Source organism: Brevundimonas sp. RM1 (assembly GCF_052907225.1).
In genome coordinates, this window is the sequence record NZ_JBRERY010000005.1 from 205,260 (window position 1) to 227,757 (window position 22,498).

Consider the following 22,498-nt stretch of genomic DNA (forward strand, 5'->3'; position numbering starts at 1 on the left):
TATGTCTAGACAATATCGCGTGCAAGAGGCATTTTCGTTTCATGGATCAGGAGCCGCTTCATCGTCGCATCGCGGGCGACATCGAACGCCGCATCGCCTCGGGCGAGTGGCGGCCGGGGTTCCGCATCCCGACCGAGGCGGAACTGACGGCGGAATACGGCTGCGCGCGCATGACGGTGTCGCGCGCCATGTCCGACCTGGCGGCGCGCGGGCTGGTGGTGCGACGCCGCCGCGCGGGGACAGTAGTGGCCCACCCGCCGCTGCATTCCTCGGCCCTGGTGTCCATTCCTGACATTCAAGGCGAGATCGAGAGCCGGGGCCTGGCCTATTCTCATCGCCTGCTGGGCCGAATCGTCCGCCCGGCGAGCGGGGAGGAGGACGGGCTGGGCGAGCGGGTGATCGAACTGCAGACCCTGCACCTGGCCGATGGTCTGCCGTTCGTCTTTGAGCGCCGTCTGATCTCTCTGTCCGCTGCGCCAGAGGCGGAAGCCGCCGACTTCACGACGCAGCCGCCGGGCGGCTGGCTGCTGGCCCACATGCCCTGGACCGAGGCCGAGCATCGCATCTCGGCCGTCGGCGCCGATCGCGAGACGGCGGCGGGCCTGGGTCTGGCCGACGGCGCGCCCTGCCTGCGGTTGGAGCGCCGCACCTGGCGCGACGGCCAGGGCGTGACATGGGCCTCACAGATTTTCCCTGGCGCGGCCTATGATCTGGTCGCGCGCTTTTCTCCGACCAAAGGATGACACCCATGAGCCAACCGTCTGAAGCCCTGGGGTGGCGTTCTGTCGGCGATCTGGTGGGGCGTCATCCCGACGCCCGCGTCGCCCTGATCGGCGCGCCATTGAACGAGCGGTCGTTGACGCCGGGCCGCTGTGACCTGGGGCCGAAGGTGCTGCGTGGGGTTCTGCCGCGTCTGTCGACCTATGACGTCGAGACGGGTCTGGAGCTAGATATCAAGGTCCATGACGTTGGCGATGTGGCGCTGAAGGCCGTCTCGCCGTTCGACTCCTTCGAGCCCGTGCGCGACGCCGTGGCGGCGCAGGCCCATCGCGACCTGACCATTCTGGTCGGCGGCAACAACGCCATCACCCGGCCGGGCGTTCATGCCCTGGGGCTGGACCGCGTCGGCGTCTTGACGCTGGACGCGCATTTCGACCTGCGCGATACGGACCAGGGCTTGACCAACGGCAATCCGATCCAGGCGCTGCTGGATGACGGCATGGACGGGCGTCGGATCAGCCAGGTCGGCCTCGCGCCCTTCGCCAACACTCGCCGCGCCCACGAAAAGGCCGAGGCCGCAGGCATCAGTGTCCGCACCGCCCGCGAGTGCCGCCAGAGCGGCCTGGCCAATGTCGTGGTCGAGGAGCTGGAGCGCCTGTCGTCCCTGTGTGAGGTCATCTATGTCGACTTCGACATCGACGTGATCGACCGCAGCCAGTGGCCCGCCAGCCCCGGCGCGCGGCCGGGCGGGGTGTCGGTGTACGACTTCTTCGACGCCGCCCGCGCCATCGGCGCCCATGCCAAGGTGCGCGCCGTCGACCTGACCGAATACGACCCGTCGCTGGAAATCGGCGACCTCGGCTCCCTGACGGCGGGCCGCTGGTTCTGTGAAATTCTGGCTGGAGTCGCCGCGCGATGATCGACGCCGATCTGCTGATCACCGACTGCCACGTCGCCGCCATGACCGAAGGCGGCGAGCCCTATGGCGCGATCGAGGACGCCGCCATCCTGATCAAGGACGGGCGCATCGCCTGGGTCGGGCCGCGCGCCGACCTGCCTGTGCACAAGGCTGTGGAAACTGACCGTCTGGGCGGGCGCTGGGTCACGCCGGGCCTGGTGGACTGCCACACCCATCTGGTTTTCGGCGGCGATCGCTCTGGCGAGTTCGAGCGGCGGCTGGAGGGCGCGACCTATGAAGAGATCGCCCGCGCCGGCGGCGGCATCGTCTCGTCCGTGCGCGCCACGCGCGAGGAGAGCGAGGATCAGCTCTACGCCTCCGCTCTGGCGAGGCTGGAAGGGCTGAAGGCCACCGGCGTCACCACCGTCGAGATCAAGTCCGGCTATGGTCTGGATCACGACAGCGAGCTGAAGATGCTGCGCGTCGCCCGCCGCATCGGGCGCGAGGGCGGGGTGCGGGTGCGCACCTCCTATCTGGGCCTGCACGCCGTCCCGCCGGAGCATAAGGCCGATCGCGCCGTCTATGTGGACAAGGCTGTGGACGAAATCCTGCCCGCAGCCCACGCCGAAGGTCTGGTCGACGCGGTCGACGCCTATTGCGAACCCATCGCCTTCTCGGTGGATGAGGTCAGCCGCCTGTTCGACAAGGCCGAGGAGCTGGGCCTGCCGGTCAAGCTGCACGCCGACCAACTGTCGGACGGCGGCGGGGCTGCGCTGGCCGCCCGCTATCAGGCGCTGTCGGCCGACCACATCGAGCACACGACCGAGGCGGGCGTGAAGGCGATGGCCGAGGCGGGCGTGGTGGCGGTGCTGCTGCCGGGCGCCTTCTTGATGCTGCGCGAGACGCAGGCTCCGCCGATCGCCCTGTTGCGCCAGCACGGCGCGCGCATGGCGGTGGCGACGGACTGCAACCCCGGCACCTCGCCGGTCGCCTCCATGACGGCGGCGATCAACTTGGCCTGCGTCCAGTTCCGCCTGACGCCGGAAGAGGCTCTGGCGGGCGCCACGCGGAACGCGGCCCGAGCGCTGGGGCTGCAGGATGAGATCGGCACGCTTGAGGCGAGCAAGGCCGCTGATCTGGCTGTCTGGGACATCAGCCGCCCGGCGGAGCTGGCCTATTGGCTGGGCAAGCCGCTGCTGCATCGTCGCTATCTGGCGGGACGTGCGGCCTAGGACTAGCGTCGCTCTCTCAAGCGGGAGGGAGCGCGCATGGCGCAGACGGAAACGGACGTCGTCATCCTGGGCGGCGGGCACAACGGATTGGTCTGCGCCTTCTATCTGGCGCGGGCCGGTCTGAAGATCACGGTGCTGGAGCGGCGCGGCGTCGTCGGCGGGGCGGCGGTGACCGAGGAATTCCATCCTGGTTTTCGCAACTCGACCGCCAGCTATACCGTCAGCCTGCTGAACCCGCGCGTCATCGCCGATATGGAGCTGGCGCGCCACGGCCTGTGCGTGGTCGAGCGCCGCGCGGCCAACTTCCTGCCCTTTGACGACGGCGGCTATCTGCTGACCGGCGAGGGCCGGACTCAGGCCGAGGTCGCCAAGTTCTCGGTGCGCGACGCCGAGCGCCTGCCGGATTATGAGGCGCGGCTGGAGACGGTCGCCGCCATCCTGCGCGACCTGATCCTGACCACGCCGCCCAACGTCGTCGAGGGTGGTTGGCTGGCCGCCCTGCCGGAGATGCTGAAGGCGGCGTCTCTGGGGCGGCGGGTTTCGGGCCTGGGTCTGGCGGCGCAACGCGATCTGCTGGACCTGTTCGCCAAGTCGGCGGGCGACTGGCTGGACGGCTGGTTCGAGAGCGATCCGATCAAGGCCCTGTTCGGTTTCGACAGCGTCGTCGGCAACTACGCCAGCCCCTATACGCCCGGTTCGGCCTATGTCCTGCTGCACCACGTCTTCGGCGAGGTGAACGGCAAGAAGGGCGCCTGGGGCCATGCCATCGGCGGCATGGGCGCCATCACTCAGGCCATGGCGGCCGCCTGCGCCGAGCAGGGCGCCGACATTCGGCTGGATACCCCCGTCGCCGAGGTGCTGATGGAAAAGGGCAGGGCGGTCGGCGCCGTGACCGAGGCGGGCGACGCAGTCCGCGCCCGGGCCGTGGTCTCCAACCTGCACCCGCGTCTGCTGTTCGACCGGCTGGTCGATCCGGCCGTGGTTCCGGCGGACTTCTCCGAACGGATGAGCCGCTACGCCTCGGGCTCGGGTACGTTCCGCATGAATGTGGCCCTGTCTGAATTGCCGCGCTTCACCGCTTTGCCAGGGGCGGGCGATCACCTGACGGCGGGCATCATCATCGCGCCGACGCTGGCCTATATGGACCGCGCCCACGCCGAGGCGCGGCTGAACGGCTGGTCGTCAAAGCCGATCGTCGAGATGTTGATCCCCTCGACCCTGGACGACAGCCTGGCTCCGGAGGGACAACACGTCGCCAGCCTGTTCTGCCAGCACGTTTCACCGGATCTGGCGGACGCGCATCGCGACACGGTGGCCGATCTGATGATCGAGACGGTCGATGCTCACGCGCCGGGGTTCAAGGCTTCCGTGGTCGGGCGGCTGGCGCTGGGACCGCGCGATCTGGAGCGACGCTTCGGCCTGATCGGGGGCGATATCTTCCATGGGCGACTGACGCTGGATCAGTTGTTCAGCGCGCGGCCGGTGCTGGGCCACGCCGATCATCGGATGCCCGTGCCTGGGCTCTATCTGTGCGGATCGGGCGCTCATCCGGGGGGCGGAGTGACGGGGGCTCCGGGACATAATGCGGCGCGGGCAGTGTTGAAGGATTTCGGCAGGCGTTGAGGCCTGTCGCGTAAAGGTTGTCTGTGATAATGTAAGGTTGTGTTTTTGCTAAAATTCAACCTAATATTGTTCTCTCAGGGGTGGGAGAACAGTCCATGGATGTCGAAGCGTTCATCACGCGCTGGAGCGGCGCGACGATCAGCGAGCGTTCGCACTATCAGACATTCATCAGCCAGTTGTGCGCCCTGATCGGAGCGCCGGCGCCGGATCAGGAGATCGCTGGAGATCGCGGCTATTGCTTCGAGCGGCGGGTGGAGTTCCGCTTTCATGACGGCGGCGCGCACCGGGGATTCATCGACTGCTATCGGCGCGGCGCCTTCGTGCTGGAGGCGAAGCAGTCGCAGAAGCGGGCGCCCGGCGGCGAATTGGACCCGCAGCGGCATCTGGCCCTGTTCAACGGGCGCGGGCGCAAACCGCCGAAGGGCGACGCGGGCGCAATCGAGCGGCTGATGCTGGACGCCAAGCGTCAGGCCGAGACCTACGCAAAGGCGCTGGACGAATGGCCGCCCTTCATCGTCGTCGTGGACGTTGGACGCTCCATCCACCTGTGGGCCGACTTCGATCGGCAGGGGAAGGGCTATGTGCCGTTTCCCGACCTGGCGCGCTGCCGCATCTCCATGGACGACCTGCGTGATCCGGCGGTGCGGGAGCGTCTGCGCCGGGTGTGGGACGAGCCGATGAGTCTGGACCCGGCGAGCCATGTGGCGGCCGTGACCAGCGACATCGCCGAGCGGCTGGCCTGGCTGGTGCGCTCGATCCGCAAGCGGGCGCCGACAGACTCCAGCGGTTGCGTCGATGTCGTGACGCGGGCGGCGTGGGACAAGCGCACTTCGCTGTTCGTCATGCAGTGCATCTTCGCCATGTTCGCCGACAGCGTGGGACTGATCGACGACCGGGGATTTCTACGTCTGCTGGAAAGCTATCGCGGGATGGCGGATCGCTTTCATGTCAGCGCGGCGGACTTCTTTCGCCGCATGAACAGCGGCGGACATTGCTCAGCGGTTCGCCAGGATCTGCGCCGTTTTAACGGGGGCCTGTTCAAGGAAGAGGCGGCCGTGCCGGTGACGGAGGCGGAGCTGGAGGCTCTGATCGCCGCCGCCCAGCGCGACTGGGCTTCGGTCGAGCCGGCGATCTTCGGCGCCTTGCTGGAACAGGCGCTGGACCCGACGGAGCGCGGCGAGCTGGGCGCCCACTATACGCCCAAGGCCTATGTGCGGAGGCTGGTCGAGGCGACGATCATGGAGCCGCTGCGCGCCGAGTGGGAGGCGGTCGCGGGGCTGGCGGTCGGCCATTACGCCAGCGGCGACGTCGTGCGGGCGCGCCGCGCCATGCGCGAATTCCACCATGCGCTGTGCACGACACGGGTGCTGGATCCCGCCTGCGGCACCGGCAACTTCCTCTATGTGGCCATGGACATGATGAAGGATCTCGAGAGCGAGGTTCTGACCGCCCTGACCGATCTGGGGGACGCCCAAACGGCGCTCGGCCTGGAGGGGCATACCGTCAGCCCTGAACAGTTCTGGGGGTTGGAGAAGAATGTCCACGCTGTCTGGATCGCCGAGATGGTGATGTGGATCGGCTATCTGCAATGGCACTTCAGAAACGCCGGCGACGCCAAGCCGACCGAACCGATCCTGCGAAACTTCAACTGCATCCAGCATATGGACGCGCTGCTGACGTGGAAGGACGAAGAACTGGTGCGGGACGCGCGCGGGCGGCCGCTGACCCACGCGCGGGTGTTGAGCCGAGGCGGCGGTCTTTCCGCGGTCGTGGCGCACGATGAGAGAGAGGTTACGCGATATATTGATCCGCGCCCGACAGCCTGGCCGGCGGCGCACTTCATCATCGGCAACCCGCCCTTCATCGGGGGCAAGGACGTGCGCGGCGAACTGGGCGACGGCTATGTCGACGCCCTGTGGCGGGTGCGGCAGGGGCGGTTCCGCTCGGCGGACCTGGTCACAGCCTGGTGGGACCGCGCAGCGGAGATCCTGACGGCTAAAAACAGCACGCTGAGACGGTTCGGCTTCATCACCACCAACTCGATCACCCAGACCTTTTCTCGGCGCGTGCTGGAGCATCATCTGAACGGCGCGCCGTCGATGCGTCTGACCTTCGCCATCCCAGACCATCCGTGGATCAAGGGCTCCGACCGCGCCGACGTGCGCATCGCCATGACCGTGGCTGAGCGCGGCGAGCCGAATGGTCAGGGCCGCCTGCTGACGGTGGTCGATGAGTTGATGGGCGAAGCCGAGACGCCGGAGATCCTCTTTTGCGAACAGCGCGGCGATATCGGGCCGGGCCTGAATATCGGTCTTCCCATCACCGAGGCGCAGCCGCTCAAGGCCAATGCCCTGCTGTGCTCGCCGGGGGTGAAGCTGCATGGTGCGGGCTTCATGGTGTCGCCGGAACGGGCGGAGCAGTTGCTGGCGGCGTCCAATGACGAGGCGGAAAATCCGATCCGCGCGTACCGCAACGGACGCGATCTGGCGTCACGACCGCGCGGCGTGAAGGTGATCGACCTGTTCGGCTGGAGCGAGGAAGAGGCGCGTCGCAGTCACCCCGCCGTCTTCCAGCATCTGTTGGAGGCGGTGAAGCTCGAGCGTGACCGCAACAATCGCGCCGCCTATCGCGACAACTGGTGGATGTTCGGCGAGCCGCGCAGCGAGTTCCGCCCGGCGTTGGAGGGGCTGTCCCGCTATATCGCCACGGTGGAGACGGCCAAGCACCGGTGGTTCCGTTTTCTGGACGCGGACATCCTGCCGGACAACGCCCTGATCGCCGTCGCCTCGGACGATCCGCGCATCCTGGGCGTGCTGTCGTCGCATGTGCATGGGGTTTGGGCCCTGGCGCGCGGCGGGCGGCTGGAGGATCGGCCCGTCTATAACAAGAAGGCCTGCTTCGACGCCTTTCCCTTTCCGGATCTGAACAGCGCTGCAGGCGAGGAGATCGGCGTTCTGGCCGAAGAGATCGATGACCGTCGCCGTCAGGTTCTGAGCCAGCACGAGGATCTGACGATGACCGGGCTCTACAATGTCCGGCGTCGCCTTCAGGAAGGCGGCGAACTGATCGGGAACGAACGCGATCTCTATGATCGTGGTCAGATCGGCTTGCTGCATCATCTGCACGAGCGGCTGGATCAGCAGGTCGCGTCGGCTTACGGCTGGCGCGACGGCATGACGGATCAAGCGACGCTCAGCGCCCTGCTGGAACTGAACCGTGCGCGGCGAGTGCAGGAGGAGAAGGGCGAGATCCGTTTCCTGCGACCGAGCTATCAAGCGGGACGGATCAAGTCGTCCGCACGCGCCGTGCAGATCGAGGCGCCGTTGGACAGGATGAGAACACGAGCGCCATTGCCTGATGCGCCTGCGGTCCTGGCGGGCGTGTTGCTGGAAGAGCTGCGTCGCGAAGGGCGGCCGCTGCAGCCGCTGGAGCTGGCGCGTCGCTTCGACGGGCGGATCGGTCGCCGCAAGACGGACCGGATCGAACAGACCTTGGCGGTTCTGGCGGTGGCGGGGTCGGTCCAGCACACGGACGAGGGCTGGTTCTCGCCGCGACGACACTGATTTGGCCTAGCCGTGGGACGCGGCGATCATTAAGTCGTCTAAGGGCGGTTCCGGCGGGACCGCCCTTTGCTTTACCGAAGAATTCCAGCCTCGATCGGCGGCGCTTTCGCGCGACGCCTCGGGGAAACGAGATGACCATGCTTGAGAAGACGTTCGAACCCAAGGCCGCCGAGCCGCGCATCTACGCCCAGTGGGAGGACAGCGGCCTGTTCGCCCCGCGCGCGGCCAATCCCACTGACGGCGCCGCCGACGCCTATTCGATCGTCATTCCGCCGCCGAACGTAACGGGCAGCCTGCACATCGGCCACGCCCTGAACAACACGCTTCAGGACATCCTGGCCCGCTATCACCGCATGAAGGGCAAGGCCGTCCTGTGGCTGCCGGGCACCGACCACGCGGGCATCGCCACCCAGATGGTCGTCGAGCGCAAGCTGGCCGCCGAGGGCAATATCGGCCGCCGCGACATGGGCCGCGACGCCTTCATCGAGAAGGTGTGGGAGTGGAAGGCCGAATCCGGCGGGACCATCGTGCGCCAGCTGCGCCGTCTGGGTTCGTCCTGCGACTGGTCGCGCGAGCGCTTCACCCTGGACGAGGGGCTGAACGCCGCCGTCCGCAAGGTCTTCGTGCAACTGCACAAGGACGGCCTGATCTATCGCGACAAGCGGCTGGTGAACTGGGATCCGCATTTCCAGACCGCCATCAGCGACCTTGAGGTCGAGCAGAAGGAGGTCGACGGCGCCTATTGGCACTTCGCCTATCCGTTGGCCGACGGCGTGACCTATCAGCATCCGATCGCCTTCGACGAAGACGGCAAGGCGACCGAGTTCGAGACGCGCGATTTCATCGTCGTCGCCACGACCCGGCCCGAAACCATGCTGGGCGACACCGGCGTGGCGGTTCACCCGGAGGATGAGCGCTATACGGGTCTGGTCGGCAAGTTCGTGACCCTGCCGATCACCGGCCGCCGCGTGCCGATCGTGGCAGACGACTATGCCGATCCGACCAAGGGGTCGGGCGCGGTCAAGATCACGCCTGCCCATGATTTCAACGATTTCGGCGTTGGAAAGCGTGCGGGACTTGAAGCGCTGAACGTCATGGACGCCTTCGGCCGCATCACCGCCGCCGACACGCCCGACGTGCCCGCGGAATACGAGGGCATGGACCGCTTCGCCGCACGCAAGGCCATCGTCGCCCGCGCCGAGGAAGAGGGCTGGCTGCGCGAGATCGAGAAGACCAAGCACATGGTCCCGCACGGCGACCGTTCGGGCGTCGTCATCGAGCCGTGGATGACGGATCAGTGGTACGTCGACGCCAAGGTCATGGCCCAGCCCGCCCTGAAGGCGGTCGAGGACGGAGCCACCGTCTTCGAGCCGAAGTCCTATGAGAAGATCTACTTCGAATGGCTGCGCAACATCGAACCCTGGTGCATTTCGCGCCAGCTGTGGTGGGGCCATCGCATCCCGGCCTGGTACGGCCCGAACGGCGAGATCTACGTCGCCGAGACGGAAGAGGACGCTCGCGAACAGGCGATGTCGGACTATGATTCCGAGGTCGTGCTGACCCAGGACGAGGACGTTCTGGACACCTGGTTCAGCTCGGCCCTGTGGCCCTTCTCGACCATGGGCTGGCCGGAAAAGACCGAGGATCTGGAGCGCTTCTATCCGACCAGCGATCTGGTGACGGCGGCGGACATCATCTTCTTCTGGGTCGCCCGGATGATGATGATGGGCATCCACTTCATGGACGGCGAAGTTCCGTTCAAGCGGGTCATCATCAACGGTCTGGTCCGCGACGAGAAGGGCCAGAAGATGTCGAAGTCCAAGGGCAACGTCATCGACCCCCTGGGCATCATCGACGAACTGGGCGCCGACCCCTTGCGCTTCACCATGGCGATCCTGTCGGGTACGCGCGACATCAAACTGTCGAAACAGCGCATTGAAGGCTATCGCAATTTCGGCACCAAGTTGTGGAACGCCGCACGCTTCAGCCAGATGAACGAGGCGCGCCGCGTTGAGGGCTTTGACCCCGCTGGCGTGCAGCAGACGATCAACCGCTGGATCCGCGGCGAACTGACCAAGGCCGAGCGCCAGGTGTCGGACGCCATTGAGGGCGGCCGTTTCGACGATGCGGCGGGCGCCCTGTACCGCTTCATCTGGAACGTCTTCTGCGACTGGTATCTGGAACTGGCCAAGCCGGTGTTCAACGGCGCCGACGAAGCCGCCAAGGCCGAGACCCGCGCCATGACGGCCTGGACCATCGACCAGACGCTGAAGCTGCTGCATCCGGTCATGCCCTACATCACCGAGGAGCTGTGGGCCGAACTGGGCAAGGAAGGCCCCGCCCGCGACGGCCTGCTGATGGGCGAAACCTGGCCGGTGCTGCCGGACGCCTTTGTCGATGCCGGCGCTGAGGCCGAGATCGGCTGGCTGGTCGACCTGATCGGTGAAATCCGTGCCCTGCGGGCCGAGATGAACGTGCCGCCGTCGGCCAAGCCGCCGCTGGCCTTTGTTGCGCCGGACGCAGCCACGGCTGAGCGCATCGCGCGCCACCGCGACCTGATCCTGACGCTGGGCCGCGTGTCCGAGGTCGCCGTGGCCGAGGCCGCGCCGGCCGGGGCTGTGACCTTCGTCTCAGGCGGAGCGACGGTCGCCCTGTCGCTGGCCGGAATCATCGACCTGGCCGCCGAGCGCGCGCGTTTGGAGAAGGAGATCGCCGTCTTCGACAGCGACATCGGCCATGTGAACAAGAAGCTGGGCAACCCCAACTTCGTCGCCCGCGCGGCCGCCGAGGTGGTCGAGGAACAGCGCGCCAAGCTGGCCGAGGCCGAAGAGGGCAAGGCCAAGCTGCAGGCTGCTCTCGCCCGTCTGGACGCCATGGTTTGAGCCGGCTCCGGCTGGATCAGCTCCTGGTCGCGCGCGGCCTGGCCGAAAGCCGGGCCAAGGCCAAGGCGGCGATCGAGGCGGGCGGCGTCACCGTGGACGGCGCGCCTGCCAGGGCGGCGTCTCAGACCGTTAATGAAGACGCGGTCGTCACCTATGTCGACGCCTTTCGCTGGGTGGGACGCGGCGCCTTGAAGCTGGAACGGGCGCTGGATCTGTGGCCTGTGGCGGTCGATGGACGCGTCGTGCTGGATGTCGGCGCCTCGACGGGCGGATTCACCGAGGTCTGCCTGGATCGCGGCGCGGCGCAGGTGTTTGCTGTGGATGTGGGCACGGGGCAACTTCACCCGAAGGTTGCGGCCGATCCGCGCGTGGCGAACCTGGAGAAGACCGATGCTCGCGATCTGACGCCGGCCGTCATCACCGAGGCGCCGTCCCTGATTGTTTGCGACGTCAGCTTCATCAGCCTGTCGAAGGTGCTGCCGACGGCGCTCGATCTGGCGACGCCGGGGGCGGACCTGATCACCCTGGTCAAGCCGCAGTTCGAGGCGGACGGCCCCAAGGCGGTCGGCAAGAAGGGCGTGGTCAAGGATCCGGAGGCGCACGCCGCCGCTGTGGCCAAGGTGCGCGACTGGCTGGACGAGAACGGCTGGGCCGTGCGCGAGGTCGCCGACAGCCCGATCACGGGCGGCGACGGCAACGTCGAGTTTTTGCTCTGGGCGCAGAAAGCCTGACCTCAAACGATTTGAGGGCCACCGGATATCCGGCGGCCCTCTTCACATCGTCGATTGACAGGGGGGCTGAAACTTAATCGACGACGCGATAGCGGCCCGATTGGTCACGGCAGGAGCGGACATAGCGCGTCTCCATGCGACCGTCGGGAAGACGGATGTTGCTTTCGGCCAGGCGGCACTCGTCGCCGTAGCCCTGATAGCCGCTGGTCTGGGGGCTGAAGCCGGGATCGATGGCTTGCGGATAGTCGCGGTAGTAGTCGTAGCCGTCGCGGCGATCATCATAGCGGCGATTGTCGTAGCCGTAGGCGGGCGGGACGTAGGTTCCGGAATAGCCGGAGTTCGAATAGCGCGTGTCGCGGCGATAGTTGCTGTCGCAGGCGGCCGAGCTGTTGCCCACGCCCGCGCCGATCGCGGCGCCCAGGACGCCCCCCAGGGCGCTGCCTTCGGTGCGGCGGCCGCGCGCCGCCAGTTGAGAGCCTGCGACGGCGCCGATGGCCGCGCCCAGCAGGCCGCCGGTCGTGGCGCGTTGGCGTTGATCACGCGCGCAGGGATCGTAGTAGGTGCCCTGGCTGTAGCCGCTGTTCCCGTAGCCATAGGCGGGCGGATAGTCGTAGCCGTAGCTCTGGGCCGAAGCGACGCCGGGCAGGGCGACAGCGGAGGCGCAGGCCAGGACGGCGATGGCGGCGGCCGAGGCTTTTTTCGAGATGAGAGCGATCATCGTTTTTGTTCCTTCGACGGATGCCGCACCTGAACGGATCAGGCCGCCGTCTGTTGCAGCCATTGATAGGGCCGCGAAGCTGAACGGCTTTTGATCGCGTCGTTCATCTTCGTTCATGTTTCGATTTTTGCGCGGAAACCGCTAGAAGCCGCGCATGACGCAGACGCTGACCATCGCCCGCATGGGCCATCAGGGCGACGGGATCGCCGACACCGCCAACGGCCCGGTCTTCGTGCCGGGCGCCCTGCCGGGCGAGGTGATCGCCGCTGAGGTCAAAGACGGACGGGCCGAGCGGTTCGATCTGATCGAGGCGAGCCCCGACCGCCGGCCGATCCATTCGCGGACCTATGCCGAATGCGGGGTCGCGCCGTTGCAGCACTGGGCCGATGAGCCCTATCTGGCCTGGAAGCGCGAGGTGGTGATCCAGACCCTGGCGCGCGAGGGGCTGGAGACCGAGGTCGAGGCGACCGTGGCGACGCCGCTGGCCAGTCGTCGCCGCCTGGCGCTGCATGCGCGGGAGGGCGCGGACGGCCGCGTCATGCTGGGTTTCAAGGCGCGCAAGTCGTGGCGGGTGGTCGAACTGACGGACTGCCCGCTGTCGGACCCGCATCTGACGGCGGCTCTGCCCGCCCTGGCCAAGGTGGCGGCGCCCTTCCTGGGGCATCCGAAATCGGCGCCGACCCTGCACGTCACCCTGACCGACACCGGTCTGGACGTCGATGTGACCGGGGTCGAGAAACGTTCGGGCGGCCTGAATGGCGACCAGTTGGCGCTGGCCATTGCAGCGGCGGCCGAGGCTGATCTGGCGCGTCTCAGCCTGGATGGCGACACGCTGGTCATGGCGCGCCAGCCGCGCGTGCGGTTCGGGCGCGCGTCCGTGCCCTTGCCGGCGGGCGGTTTCCTGCAGGCGTCGCCCGCCGCTGAGGCCGCCATGGTCGAACGCGCGGTCGAGGCGGTGAGGGGGGCCAAGAAGGTGGCGGACCTGTTCTGCGGGGCGGGGACGTTCACCTTCCCTCTGGCCGAGATCGCCAGCGTGACAGCCGCCGATTCCGCCGCCGCCTCCATCGCCGCCCTGAAGGCGGGTCTGAGTACCGCTCAGGGCCTGAAGGGGATCGAAGCCCAGGCGCGAGATTTGTTCCGCCGTCCGCTGTCGCCCTATGACCTGAAGGGCTGCGACGCCGTCGTCCTGGACCCGCCGCGCGCGGGCGCTCTGGAACAGACGCAGCAACTGCCGGGGACCAAGGCGTCGGTCGTCGTCGGGGTGTCCTGCAATCCCCAGACCTTCGCCCGCGACGCGCGGGTGCTGGTCGACGCCGGCTTCCGACTGGAGAAGGTCACGCCGATCGACCAGTTCATCTGGTCGACGCACATCGAACTGGTCGGCGTCTTCCGGCGCTAGGCGAGATCAGGTCGAACCGATCACGGACGGGCGAGAGCTTCGGCCATTCGGGACGTGAAGTCGGGTTGGCTGTGCACGTCGTTGTGGCCCGCCTCGGCGAAGACCAGGTGATCGACGGACACTCCTTCGGCCGTCAGGGCCTGGACCAGACGGCGACTCAGGACCGGCGGCAGGACCGTGTCGCGCCCGGCCTCCAGCACGATGATCCGGCCGGGATAGTCGGCGAGGGTCGAAGGAATATCGACTTCGGCCAGGGGCGGGGCCAGGCGCACGCGGATCAGAAACCGCTTCCAGCCCAGGGCCTCCTGTATGACGGCGTTGGCTGACGGCGTCGTCGTTTCCAGCACCAGAACGTCGGCCTTGGCGTTCACCGCCCCCTCTGCGCAGACGGTTCCGCCGAGGGAGTGCCCCCACAGGATGAGCCGCCGTTGCTCCTGATCGGCTATCGCACGTGCACGAGCGGCCATGGCGGCGACAGCCGCCTTCATGCTGGCGATGTCGGACGCGCCGGTCGATGCGCCGTAGCCGGGATAGTCGAACAGCAGGACGTCGCCGAAAGCCGCGAGTTGTCCGCCCACCAGTCCGCCATAGGCCGATTGCCGGAACATGTTGCCGCCGCAAAACAGGATCAGCGGCGCCTGATCGTCCTTCGTGGAGGACAGTCGGGTCGTGGCCAACTGGCCGCCGGCATAGGGCAGTGTCAGGGTCTGCGCCGACCGCGGCATAGCGGGGCCGGGGGTGAGCTCGATCTTCTCGGCTGCGATACGCGCATCGGGGTAGAGGAAGGCGTTCTCCGGCACGTTGACGGAACAGCCGCCGACGCTGATGGCCGCGGCTGCGACGATGATCATCCGGGTTCCGTGCATGGTTCTCACCTTGCCTGCTGAACGGTCATCCTAGGCGGCGTCAGGCGGGAATGTCGAACAGATCAAGCTGCGGTCGGGCGTCGGCGGGAACGCGGAACTGGGTGAGGTCCAACGCCTGACGCGGCGCGTCCAGACCGTATCGCCTTGCCGCCGTTCTGAAGCGCGTGGCGATCAGTTCGGCGACCGGGCCGGTTCCCTTCATGCGCTGGGACCAGTCGGGGTCATAATCCTTGCCGCCGCGCGTCTGGCGGATCAGGGACATGACGCGCGCCGCCCGATCGGGGCGAGCATCGGTCAGCCATTCTCGGAACAGATCCTTGATCTCCATCGGCAGGCGCAGGGTCACATACATGGCCGAGGTCGCGCCTCCCTTCTGCGCCGCCTCCAGCACGGCTTCCAGTTCGTGATCGTTCAGGCCGGGAATGACGGGGGCGAAGCCGACGCCGACCGGGCATCCCGCATCTGCCAGGCGGCTGATCGCCTCCAGCCGCTTGGCGGGCGTGGAGGCGCGCGGCTCCATCGCCCGCGCCAGCTTGCGGTCCAGCGTGGTGATGGAGATGAAGGCCGAGGCCAGACCGCGCCGCCCCATGTCGCCCAGGATGTCAGCGTCGCGCGCGATCAGCACCGACTTGGTGATGATGCTGAACGGGTGGTTGAAGCGCTGCATGACCTCCAGGATCGAACGGGTCGAATTCGTTTCGCGCTCGACCGGCTGATAGGGGTCGGTGTTGCCGCCTATGTGGATGCGCCGGCAGACGTACCGGGGCTTTGAGAGTTCCTGTTCCAGCAGACGCGCGGCGTCCGGCTTGAAGAAGATCCGGCTCTCGAAATCCAGGCCCGGGGATAGGCCCATCCAGGCATGGGACGGACGGGCGTAGCAGTAGATGCAGCCATGTTCGCAGCCCTTGTAGGGGTTGATGGAGCGATCGAAGCCGACGTCGGGACTCGTGTTTTTGGCGATGATGGTGCGCGCGTGTTCCGGGGACAGGGTGGTGCGAAGCGGGGTCGCCGCCTCGTCCTGATCCGTCCAGCCGTCGTCGTAGGCCTCGCGCCGATCGGCTTCATACCGACCCGAGGCGTTGGAGCGTGCGCCGCGTCCGTTGATCGCCTTACTCATGCCCGCAGGATGGGGGACGAATAAGAACAAAGCAAGAACAAAATGGACGATAGAACGAGACTGGCTTCTAGCCGGCCTCGCTCGGGTTAGCGTCGGGCGGCGGCGTTGGGACGGCGGTCGCGACGGTCGCCGCCGGGGCGGGGGCCTTCGCGGCGCCAGCGGACCGACAGGGCGGTGTCGCCTTCGCCGCCGAACTTGGAGGTGATGGCCAGGTTGCGTCGCACCTGCCACTCCACATTGACGGCTGCGCCGTGCTCAGCCCCGCCGATGACCTCCAAGTAGATGTCGTCGGTGATGTAGCGACCACCCGCGACGGTCAGGCTGGAGGCCTCGCCGCTGAAGGACAGGCGGTCCAGGCCGGCCAGTTCGCGCAGGTTGCCGATGACGTCGAAACCCCCGCCGCCCGCCAGGGACGCCACGGCCGAGGCCAGTTGCGCCGCTTCGAACGGCGACAACTGCGCCGCTGAACGTCCGAACAGCACCTGCGACAGGATTTCGTCCTGAGGCAGGTCAGGCGTGGAGGTCAGCTCGATCTTGGGCGAGACGGCGGTGCCCGTCACCTTGATCACGGCCGTCAGGGCGGGGTCTTCGCGCACGGCTTCCAGGTTCAGGCGGATGCGCGCCGGATCAGTGGACAGGATGACCGAGCCGCGATCGTTGAAAACGAAGCGCTTGCCCGCGAACTCATAGTCGCCGCGCACCACATTGGCTGTGCCGCTCAGTTCGGGCTGGGTGATGGTGCCGCGCACGCGGGCGTCGGCGCGCAGTTCGACGTTCAGGCCGCGTCCGCGCAGGTATATCTCCCGTCCCGTCAGGGTCAGGTCCAGGCCGATCTGCGGGCCGGCGGCGGCCTTCTTTTCGGTCTCGACGGCGTCGCCGGCGGGGCGGTTGATCTCGACCACGTCCATTTTGACGATGCCGGTCGAACCGGGCAGGTCGGGCGAAATCTCGGCGTCGTCGATATTCACATTGCCGGTCAGGCGGATGTTGCCGTCGGCGCCGCGCACGGCCGTCAGTCGGCCGTTGGCCCGCGCCTTGGCGATGTCGTTGTCGATGATCTGGAAGCGCGCCAGCTCCAGGCGCAGGGTCGAGGGCGAACCTTGACGCAGGCCCAGGTCGCCGCTGCCGGACACCTCGCCCTTCAGGCCGTCGGTGGCCTGGAATCGTTCGATCACCGCCTGGCTGTCGTTGAAGCGGCTGGCCAGGGTCATGTTCTGTAGGCGCAGGCCCGAGGCTCCATCACGGAACGAGCCTTCGCTCAGGTCCAGTCGACCGTTCAGGCGCGGCGCGTTCAGGGTGCCGGCCAGGGTCGCCTGAGCGTTCACCTGGGCCGATAGGGATTGAGCGCCGCCCAGGAACAGATCCCAGATGGGCTGGATCTGACCGCGGATGGCGACCTGACCCGACAGGTTCTCGGTCCGGGCGATGGCCAGGCGCAGGGGCGCGGCCGAGGTTTCGACCGGCAGGGTGACATCGGCTGTGGCCTGAACGGTCGTACCGTTGTGGGCTTCTGCACGCAGGCGCAGGGCGTCGCCCGTCAGGTCGGCGTTCAGCGTGCCGTCGACGGCCAGGCCGCGCGGCGCGTCCAGGCTGCGCAGTTGCTTCAGGTCGACATTGGCGGAGCCGCGCAGCGTGTCGCCTTGGCCCTGCATCGAAACGCGACCCGTCACCTGGCCGCGCAGATCGGGGATCAGCGAGCCCATTTCGACGTTGCTCATGTCGGCCTGGATGACGCTGCCTTCGCTGTCCTGCTTCAACTCGCCGGTCAGGACGCCGCCGCCGACGCCCAGGTCCAGGCGGGCGACGCGGCCGTCGCCGTTGAGAGCGAAAACGGCGGGCGCGCGGGTGGTGAAGGCGATCTCGCGCACGCGGCCGCCGCCGCGCAGGGTCAGGCTCTGGGCCTGGCCCTGGCGGGCGTATTCGCCCGAGCCGTTGAACTGCACCGGATTGGCGCCGCCGACGTCAGCGGCCAGGGTGAAGGGCAGGCGATCCAGCGTGCCCTGGCCCTTGAGCGACAGGGTGCGCAGGGTCCAGTCCTGGCCGGTCAGGCGCACATTGCGCCCAGTGACGTCGAGCACGGCCGTCTGGTCGCCCGCGCCCTCGGTAAGGCGCACGCGGCCGTTGGCCTCGCCCGAGGCCAAAAAGGCTCCCTGGCGTGCCGTGAAGGTCAGGTCGGCGCTGGAGGGGAAGTTGTTCGACAGGGCGACGTCGCCCTGGGCCGCCACGCCGCCCGCGTTCACATCGACGTCCGACAGACGCAGGCGCGGTCCGCCCAGGAAGAAGTTACCCGAAGCATGGGCCGGTCCGTAGTTGGAGCCTGAGTTCAGCACCACGCGCCCGTCCGAAGCGTCGGCGCCCTTGCGGAAGCTGAGGATCAGGTCGGCGTTGGTCAGGATCAGGCCGCCCGCCGCCACCTTGTCGAAGGCGGCGCGCAGATCGGCGCGCGGCTGGGCCAGGGTGCCGGTCAGGGCGCCGTCGCCCGACATGGCGCCGTCGATGGCGACCGGGCCGACGCCGAAGGGGCCATGGGCGTTCCAGTCCAGCGCCAGCCGCAGCTTGGCGCCCTCGATCAGACCCTTGGCGCCCGCGCGCCCGGCGGCGCCGGTCAGCTCTCCGCGATCGATGGAGACGACGCCGTTGTTCAGAGATCCAGCCAGTTGCAGGCGCGGCGCGGCGCCCAGCAGACGGTCCAGCTCTTCCATGCCGACGGCCATGCGCGAGCCGCGTCCGTCGAAGCTCAATGTCCAGGGCGCGCCCGTCTTGGCCGAGGCCGCCCGGATCGGTCCGCCGAACGCGCCGCGCGCGCCGGGTTGAATGCGCGACAGATCGGTCAGGTCGGCGCGGCCGCTGAAGTTCAGGCCGCCGTTCAGGCTGCGCCCGCCCGAGCCGGTCAGGGTCAGCCCCTGTCCGCGCGCGTCGATCTTCTTCAGCAGCATGGCGCCGTCGGCCATGCGCGCGCCCTCCATCTGGATGCGCGGCGCAGAGCCCAGCAGCCCGCCGATGATGCCCGCCGATGAGCCGCCGACGGCGCGCACGTCGGTCGTCACGTCGATACGGCCCTTGTTGGCGGCGATGTTGACCGGGCCCGAGATGCGCGTGGCGCGATAGGAGGCGATGTCGGCGTTCAGCAGACTGGCCGAGCCTTGCAGACTCCACACCTGGGCGTCGCCCTTGAACACGCCCGTATAGGCGGCGGGACCGGCGATCGGACTGCCGACCAGGCGGCTGAGCGAGGGGGTGTTCACCTCCAGGCTGATGCCGTCGGGCGAGGTGTTGTCCGTGGTGCGGATCAGGCCGCGCGCGCTGGATTCGATGTTGTCGGCGTACAGGCGCCAGGCCACGCCCTGATAGCCTTCGCGCTTGGCGTCCGGCGTCATGGCGAAGCCGAAGCGGGCGGTGCGGCCGATGCGTTCGACGAAGGGCTCCAGCAGGTCGGAGCCGGAGAAGTCGGCGTAACCCGACACCTTGGCGCCGTTGTCGCCATAGGTTCCCTTGACCAACAGGGGCCGGAACTGGCCCGTCTGGACGGCCACATCGATGACCTCGCCGTTGACCACGGCCACGGCCGAGAAGGGCTGATCGGGCGAATAGCCCAGCGAGCCGGCGATCGGGCCGCCCTGGGCTTCATTGGCGCGCAGATTGACGCGCAGGTCTTCGGGCTTGTCGCCGAAGGCGGCGGCCAGACGCAGATAGTCGCCCTTGCGGTTCAGGCTGTAGGCGTTGACGTTGGCGGTCTTGACGCCCTTGCGCGGAATGGCGGCGTCGCCGCTGAGGGTCCAGCGGCCGTACTCCTTGGAGAAGCCTTCCAGCAGTTCGACATTGGCGCTGAAGCGGTCGATGTCGATGGAGATGGCCTGCGGCCCGCCCGGCTCGCTCGGCGGCTCAAGCTCGGGACGGCGCAACAGGCGGATCTGGCCCGCGCTGATTTCCGTCGCATGGAAGCGCCGCGCCAGCAGAGGCCAGTAGGACCAGTCGACGCGGACGTCGGTCGCTTCCAGCCAGACGCCCTTTTCGTCGGTCACGGTGACGCGCTTCAGACGGAAGTCGTCGAACAGATCGCCTTGAAGTCCCTCGACGTTGATCCGGCCGTAGCGGCTGATCTTCTTACCCGCGACGAAGCTGGTGATCAGTTCGCGCCCCGCGTCGGACACCAGATACATCCGTCCGCCCACCAGGGCGACGACGATAAGCGCCAGCAGACCGGCGAAGGTCATGCCCGCGACGAAGGCCGCCAGTTGCAGACGCGTGCGCTTGCGCTTGGCCTTCTCGGCCGGCGTATCGGCGACGTCTGCGCCCGTTTCTTGAGGCGGAGGTGTGTCGGTCAAAACGCCTGGCCGATGCTGAGATAGAGCTGGAATCCGGAGTCGCCCTCTCGCTTGTTCAGCGGGAAGGCGATGTCGGCGCGAACAGGACCGAAGGGCAGCCTGTAACGTACGCCGACGCCCGCGCCGTAGCGCATATTGGTCAGGTTCGGCGTTTCCTGAAAGCCGACGGCGCCGCCGTCGACGAAGGCCACGGCCTGGAATTTCTCGCCGATGTCGCGTCGCACCTCGATCGAGGTCTCGAACAGCGACAGGCCGCCGCGCGGTCGGTTGTTGGGCAGGCGAGGGTTGATGCTCTGATAGGAATAGCCGCGCACAGAGCCGCCGCCGCCGGAATAGAACAGTCGGTCCGAAGGCACGGTCAGTTCCTGGCCGCCGATGATGGACCCGATGCGGACGCGGCCGGCCAGCACGGTCTTGGCGTCATCCTGGATCGGCAGATAGGCGCTCGCCTGACCTTCGGTGCGCAGGAACAGCACCGTATCCTCGCCGGTCACGGCCGTGGGCTGGGTCGACAGCGACAGGCGATAGCCCGAGGTCGGGTTCAGCGGATCGTTCGAGCGATCCATGAAGGCGCCGCCGCGCAGGGTGACGATCGCCAGGTCGCGATCGAAGGTGATCGGCGCCTGGGTCACCGGGTCGAACCGATATTCCGTGTAGCGGCCCGCATCGACGCCCACGCCGTAGCTGAACCACGACGTCTTGCCGAGGCGTTGCGACAGGTCCGCAGCCAGGGTGATGGCGCTGCGGTCGTAGGCGTCGGTCTGTTCGTTGACGATATAGGACGACAGTTTCAGCGTTCGTCCCGCCCTGCGCCAGTGCGGTTGCGACCACTCGCCGCCGATGCGACTGTCGATGCTGGCGATACGTGCGCCGTAGCGCAGGGTGTCGGCCCGGCCGAAGCGATTGTAGCGGGTCCGGAAAACGTCGGCGCCGACGCCTTCATAAGTCGAATAGCTGGCGCCGGCTTCCAGCAGGCTGACCGGCCGATCGGCCAGGGTGACGACGACCGGGCGCAAGCCGTCCGGTCGAATGTCGTCGAGCGGCGATAGGGCCACGCCCACGCCGTCATAGACGCCGGTGTCCAGCAGGCGCCGTTCCAGTTCGGCCACGTCCTCGGGATCGTAGCGGTCGCCTTCCTCCCAGGGGACCAGGCTCTGAAGCCAGCTTTCCTTGGTCGGCCCCCGGGTCCGTAGCTGAATGCCGTTCAGCCGCACCAGCTCGCCCGAGTTGATGTTGAAGCCCGGTTGAACCAGGAAGGTGGCGTGATCCACGACCACGCGGCGGGGCAGGGCGGCGGCGTCCGCATAGCCCCGTCGGGTCAGGCCGGCGACGACGCGGCCTTCGGCTTCCAGGATCTCAGCGGCCCGGCCCGGTTCGCCCGGCTTGAGGCGGATGTCCTCGATGACCGCAGCGCTGGTTTCTGCGTCCGGCGCGGGAGCGGTCCAGTTGATCGTGGTTTCGCCCAGGACGAAGCGGCGACCCGGCGCAATCTGGACTATCGCGACGGGCTTGTCGTCGCCCTCGACCTGATCCTCGACCGTGGCTTGATAATAGCCTTCCGAACGCAACAAGGCTTGAGCCGAGGTCACGGCCGCACGGGCGCGACGACGGGCCTCGAACCGGCTGGACGGCGCGCCGTCGACATCGCCGATCGCCTGTTCCAGCTGGCGTTTGAGGTCGCCGTCTATTTCACCGCGAATCTGGGCGCGAGGTTCGGCGACGGCTTGGCTTGCGAGCGCGCATACAGCTGCGCCGGCAAGAAGGAGGGGGAGCCTCGACGTCAAATCCGAACCCTGGTTACGAGACGATCAAAGGGCGCTTAGCCCCGTTCGCCGGAGGAATCAGTAAAACAGCGTATCGCTTTCGGGTTGAACTGTCTCTTCAGACGAACGCTGGTCCGGCGGAAGGGCTTCCACAGGCGTAGCCGTTTCGGGCGTGGCGGGAGCCTCGGCGACCGCGGGCGCAGCGGCTTCTTCTGCGGCGGGCGCCTCGACAGGCGCCGGCGCTTCGACGGGAGGCGGTTCGCTGTAAGGTTGTTCACAAGCGGCCAGCAAGCCCGTGGCGGCCAGCGCCGCGCCGATCATCAGACGATTCAACATGGATCGATTCATTCTTGATCCCCCTCTAGGGGCTGGAAACGTGGAGGGGCGGAGCCGGTTCCCCTGGTCGCGCCTTTAAAGGGTCCAGGTGAACCTGGAATGAATCGCGTGCTGCGAAGCGTCTTGATTTCGCGATGGGTGCGGTCGTCAGAGCCTTGTTTGTGCAGTGAAAAATTTCCTGAAATTTCCACTTGCCCGTCGCGAAGCTCATCCGTATGTTCCGCGCCTCTTCGCAAACGCGATGTGCGCCCCTAGCTCAGTTGGTTAGAGCATCTGACTTTTAATCAGAGGGTCCTCGGTTCGAGCCCGAGGGGGCGTACCATTT

14 protein-coding genes and 1 tRNA gene are annotated in these 22,498 nt (G+C 67.5%); 9 read left to right on the forward strand and 6 right to left on the reverse strand.

All coding sequences use genetic code 11. From position 1 onward, the window contains the following. Nucleotides 1–41 precede the first annotated feature (41 nt). From ACU5AP_RS07660 to ACU5AP_RS07690, 7 genes are all read left to right on the forward strand, one after another. On the forward strand, nucleotides 42–743 hold the full coding sequence (locus ACU5AP_RS07660) for a UTRA domain-containing protein (RefSeq protein WP_164918018.1): 702 nt from the start codon (nucleotides 42–44) through the stop codon (nucleotides 741–743). Between the two features lie 5 nt (nucleotides 744–748). After that, nucleotides 749–1,639 (forward strand): agmatinase family protein, encoded by an 891-nt coding sequence (locus ACU5AP_RS07665; RefSeq protein WP_223850710.1) that lies wholly within the window; start codon nucleotides 749–751, stop codon nucleotides 1,637–1,639. After that, nucleotides 1,639–2,850, forward strand: a complete 1,212-nt coding sequence (gene hutI, locus ACU5AP_RS07670; RefSeq protein ID WP_373863219.1) for an imidazolonepropionase — start codon at nucleotides 1,639–1,641, stop codon at nucleotides 2,848–2,850. Before ACU5AP_RS07665 ends, hutI begins: the two co-directional genes overlap by 1 nt. Before the next feature lie 36 nt (nucleotides 2,851–2,886). After that, nucleotides 2,887–4,473, forward strand: coding sequence for a phytoene desaturase family protein (locus tag ACU5AP_RS07675; protein ID WP_088411606.1), 1,587 nt, complete (start codon nucleotides 2,887–2,889; stop codon nucleotides 4,471–4,473). Nucleotides 4,474–4,568: 95 nt separating this feature from the next. Then, on the forward strand, nucleotides 4,569–8,036 hold the full coding sequence (locus ACU5AP_RS07680; RefSeq protein ID WP_446681018.1) for a class I SAM-dependent DNA methyltransferase: 3,468 nt from the start codon (nucleotides 4,569–4,571) through the stop codon (nucleotides 8,034–8,036). Between the two features lie 137 nt (nucleotides 8,037–8,173). After that, on the forward strand, nucleotides 8,174–10,918 hold the full coding sequence (locus ACU5AP_RS07685) for a valine--tRNA ligase (RefSeq protein WP_446681019.1): 2,745 nt from the start codon (nucleotides 8,174–8,176) through the stop codon (nucleotides 10,916–10,918). After that, the gene (locus tag ACU5AP_RS07690) at nucleotides 10,915–11,649 is read left to right on the forward strand and encodes a TlyA family RNA methyltransferase (protein ID WP_446681020.1); all 735 of its coding nucleotides are present in this window, start codon (nucleotides 10,915–10,917) and stop codon (nucleotides 11,647–11,649) included. The genes ACU5AP_RS07685 and ACU5AP_RS07690 overlap by 4 nt, the downstream gene beginning before the upstream one ends. A 73-nt stretch (nucleotides 11,650–11,722) precedes the next feature. Here the strand turns inward: ACU5AP_RS07690 and ACU5AP_RS07695 are convergent, their stop codons facing one another. Then, nucleotides 11,723–12,367 (reverse strand): glycine zipper 2TM domain-containing protein, encoded by a 645-nt coding sequence (locus ACU5AP_RS07695; RefSeq protein ID WP_128719968.1) that lies wholly within the window; start codon nucleotides 12,365–12,367, stop codon nucleotides 11,723–11,725. A 154-nt stretch (nucleotides 12,368–12,521) separates the two neighbouring features. On the opposite strand from ACU5AP_RS07695, the gene ACU5AP_RS07700 reads away from it, so the two are divergent. Then, entirely contained in the window at nucleotides 12,522–13,766 is a 1,245-nt protein-coding gene (locus ACU5AP_RS07700) for a class I SAM-dependent RNA methyltransferase (RefSeq protein WP_128719969.1), read from the forward strand. A 20-nt stretch (nucleotides 13,767–13,786) separates the two neighbouring features. Here ACU5AP_RS07700 and ACU5AP_RS07705 read toward each other — a convergent pair whose 3' ends face one another. The 5 genes from ACU5AP_RS07705 to ACU5AP_RS07725 all read right to left on the reverse strand — a co-directional run bounded on the left by ACU5AP_RS07705 (nucleotide 13,787) and on the right by ACU5AP_RS07725 (nucleotide 22,173). Then, nucleotides 13,787–14,632: an alpha/beta hydrolase family protein gene (locus ACU5AP_RS07705; protein ID WP_128719970.1), complete on the reverse strand. Its 846-nt coding sequence runs from the start codon at nucleotides 14,630–14,632 to the stop codon at nucleotides 13,787–13,789. Between the two features lie 40 nt (nucleotides 14,633–14,672). Then, nucleotides 14,673–15,749, reverse strand: coding sequence for a PA0069 family radical SAM protein (locus tag ACU5AP_RS07710; RefSeq protein WP_128719971.1), 1,077 nt, complete (start codon nucleotides 15,747–15,749; stop codon nucleotides 14,673–14,675). Between the two features lie 86 nt (nucleotides 15,750–15,835). Next, nucleotides 15,836–20,074, reverse strand: a complete 4,239-nt coding sequence (locus ACU5AP_RS07715; protein WP_446681021.1) for a translocation/assembly module TamB domain-containing protein — start codon at nucleotides 20,072–20,074, stop codon at nucleotides 15,836–15,838. Further along, a complete protein-coding gene (locus tag ACU5AP_RS07720) occupies nucleotides 20,071–21,858 on the reverse strand; it encodes an autotransporter assembly complex protein TamA (protein WP_446681022.1) in 1,788 nt (595 codons plus the stop codon). The genes ACU5AP_RS07715 and ACU5AP_RS07720 overlap by 4 nt, the downstream gene beginning before the upstream one ends. Nucleotides 21,859–21,915: 57 nt before the next feature. Further along, the gene (locus ACU5AP_RS07725; RefSeq protein WP_232463964.1) at nucleotides 21,916–22,173 is read right to left on the reverse strand and encodes a hypothetical protein; all 258 of its coding nucleotides are present in this window, start codon (nucleotides 22,171–22,173) and stop codon (nucleotides 21,916–21,918) included. A 245-nt stretch (nucleotides 22,174–22,418) separates the two neighbouring features. On the opposite strand from ACU5AP_RS07725, the gene ACU5AP_RS07730 reads away from it, so the two are divergent. Continuing rightward, nucleotides 22,419–22,495, forward strand: a tRNA-Lys gene (locus ACU5AP_RS07730). The last annotated feature ends 3 nt before the right edge of the window (nucleotides 22,496–22,498 follow it).

What these genes read in the sequence shown, in the direction of transcription:
- ACU5AP_RS07660 (WP_164918018.1), top strand. Translation starts at nt 42, where the DNA reads ATGGATCAGGAGCCGCTTCATCGTCGCATCGCGGGCGACATCGAACGC.
- ACU5AP_RS07665 (WP_223850710.1), top strand. Translation starts at nt 749, where the DNA reads ATGAGCCAACCGTCTGAAGCCCTGGGGTGGCGTTCTGTCGGCGATCTG.
- ACU5AP_RS07675 (WP_088411606.1), top strand. Translation starts at nt 2,887, where the DNA reads ATGGCGCAGACGGAAACGGACGTCGTCATCCTGGGCGGCGGGCACAAC.
- ACU5AP_RS07680 (WP_446681018.1), top strand. Translation starts at nt 4,569, where the DNA reads ATGGATGTCGAAGCGTTCATCACGCGCTGGAGCGGCGCGACGATCAGC.
- ACU5AP_RS07685 (WP_446681019.1), top strand. Translation starts at nt 8,174, where the DNA reads ATGCTTGAGAAGACGTTCGAACCCAAGGCCGCCGAGCCGCGCATCTAC.
- ACU5AP_RS07695 (WP_128719968.1), bottom strand. Translation starts at nt 12,367, where the DNA reads ATGATCGCTCTCATCTCGAAAAAAGCCTCGGCCGCCGCCATCGCCGTC.
- ACU5AP_RS07700 (WP_128719969.1), top strand. Translation starts at nt 12,522, where the DNA reads ATGACGCAGACGCTGACCATCGCCCGCATGGGCCATCAGGGCGACGGG.
- ACU5AP_RS07705 (WP_128719970.1), bottom strand. Translation starts at nt 14,632, where the DNA reads ATGCACGGAACCCGGATGATCATCGTCGCAGCCGCGGCCATCAGCGTC.
- ACU5AP_RS07710 (WP_128719971.1), bottom strand. Translation starts at nt 15,749, where the DNA reads ATGAGTAAGGCGATCAACGGACGCGGCGCACGCTCCAACGCCTCGGGT.
- ACU5AP_RS07725 (WP_232463964.1), bottom strand. Translation starts at nt 22,173, where the DNA reads ATGTTGAATCGTCTGATGATCGGCGCGGCGCTGGCCGCCACGGGCTTG.